This is a genomic window from Mesorhizobium sp. M7A.F.Ca.CA.001.08.2.1, from assembly GCF_003998455.1.
Lineage (GTDB): Bacteria > Pseudomonadota > Alphaproteobacteria > Rhizobiales > Rhizobiaceae > Mesorhizobium > Mesorhizobium ciceri.
In genome coordinates, this window is record NZ_RZPW01001106.1 from 1 (window position 1) to 1497 (window position 1497).

The following is a 1497-nucleotide window of genomic DNA, read 5'->3' on the forward strand; positions in this document are numbered from 1 at the left end:
GGATTTTCGAGCGGCGTCAACGCTTGCGCCCACAGGCTGTCGCGACGGCCATCCCAGAAGAACCAGGGATCGTGCGCCACGCCGGCCAGCGGCATGGTGCGCCGGTTGGCGTGGCCGACGCCGACCGCCTGCGGCAGGTCGTCCTGGAACTGGCGGTCGATTTTGTGGCAGGGCGAACAGGATACCGACCCGTCACCGCTCATGCCCTGATCGAAGAACAGCGTCGAGCCGAGTGCGGCGGCGGCCGGCACGTCGGCAAAACGATTGGTGGTGTCGGCCTTGAGCGCCGGCAGCGACGACAGCGCCAGCGAAGCGATAGTCTTCTTTTCTGCGTCGGAAAAATCAGGCTTGCCGCAGCCCACGAGGACGACGGCGACCATCAGCGTCAGAAAGCGGAAAAGGCGCTTCATCGATCGCTCACAGCACCACGTTGAACAGTACGGTATCGGAGCCGGCGCCGGATGAGATGGCGAAACGAAGTTGCCACCAGCCGCTCATGGTGAATTTCAGCCCCTCGATGCGGTAACGGCCTTCGCCCAGGTAATCGGTGACCTGCGGGCTGGTCGGCAGGCCGTGATTGTGTTGCGGCATGCCGCCGGAGATGGCGATCGCGGCGCGCTCCACCGAAGCCCCTGTCTTTGTTTTCAGGGTCAGCAGCCAGGATTCCAGTTCGCCCTGCCGCACCACGCCCCGTTCCGGCACGAAACTCGCCACGTACAGCCCGTTGTCGGTTTTCTTCGTCCGCGCGACATCCGGGCCGGCTGGCAGCGACGAACGCGGCGCCGTCAGGAAGACGACCGCGAGAATGCCGACCAGCAAGGCAGCCAGACCAAGACCCGCCAGAAGATAACGCCATATCGATGCCAAACCGGTTCCTCTTCTGCAGACAACGCTCTGCCGAACGGATCGCATCCCGCCAGCCTGTGGGAAAACGCTGTGGCGGAAAAAACCCTGCTTGCCAAGCATGGCGCTGCCGATGGCAAAAAGCTACAGCACCGGGAAGCACTGGAGGATTGTAGATGGCGGGAACCGGCGTCGCCTCGATCGGCGAATGCATGCTCGAACTGTCGGGCCAGACCGGACCGAACTGGCGCATGGGCTTTGCCGGCGACACGTTCAACACGCTGTGGGCGCTGCACGCGCTGAGCACTGAGCGGCCGGCAACCTATGTCTCGGCCTTCGGCGACGATCCGTTCTCGCAAGCCCAGATCGATTTCTTAGGCCAGAACGGCATCGGCATCGGCTCCAGCCCGATCATAGCGGGCGCACGGCCTGGCCTCTATGCCATCACGCTGACCGGGGCCGAGCGTTCCTTCACCTACTGGCGCGGCGACGCCGCCGCGCGGCAGCTCGCCTCAGACCCAGTTGCATTGTCGAAAAACCTGGTAAATCAGGCGCTTGTCTATTTTTCCGGAATCACTTTGGCAATTCTGGATGAGGCCGCGCGCGCCGTATTGCTGGCGGCCGTCGCCAAGGCGCGCTCGGCCGGTTCACTTG

The 1497-nt window shown here is 63.9% G+C and carries 3 protein-coding genes; 1 reads left to right on the forward strand and 2 read right to left on the reverse strand.

The window, feature by feature from the left end:
- A partial coding sequence (locus EN914_RS35215) for a cytochrome c peroxidase (protein ID WP_281034695.1) occupies positions 1-410 on the reverse strand: 410 nt, incomplete at its 3' end.
- A 7-nt stretch (positions 411-417) separates the two neighbouring features.
- A complete protein-coding gene (locus tag EN914_RS35220; protein ID WP_024503807.1) occupies positions 418-867 on the reverse strand; it encodes a FixH family protein in 450 nt (149 codons plus the stop codon).
- A 152-nt stretch (positions 868-1019) separates the two neighbouring features.
- Between EN914_RS35220 and EN914_RS35225 the strand changes: the two genes are divergently transcribed.
- Positions 1020-1497 (forward strand): PfkB family carbohydrate kinase (locus tag EN914_RS35225; protein ID WP_245497930.1); only part of this gene is annotated, 478 nt, incomplete at its 3' end.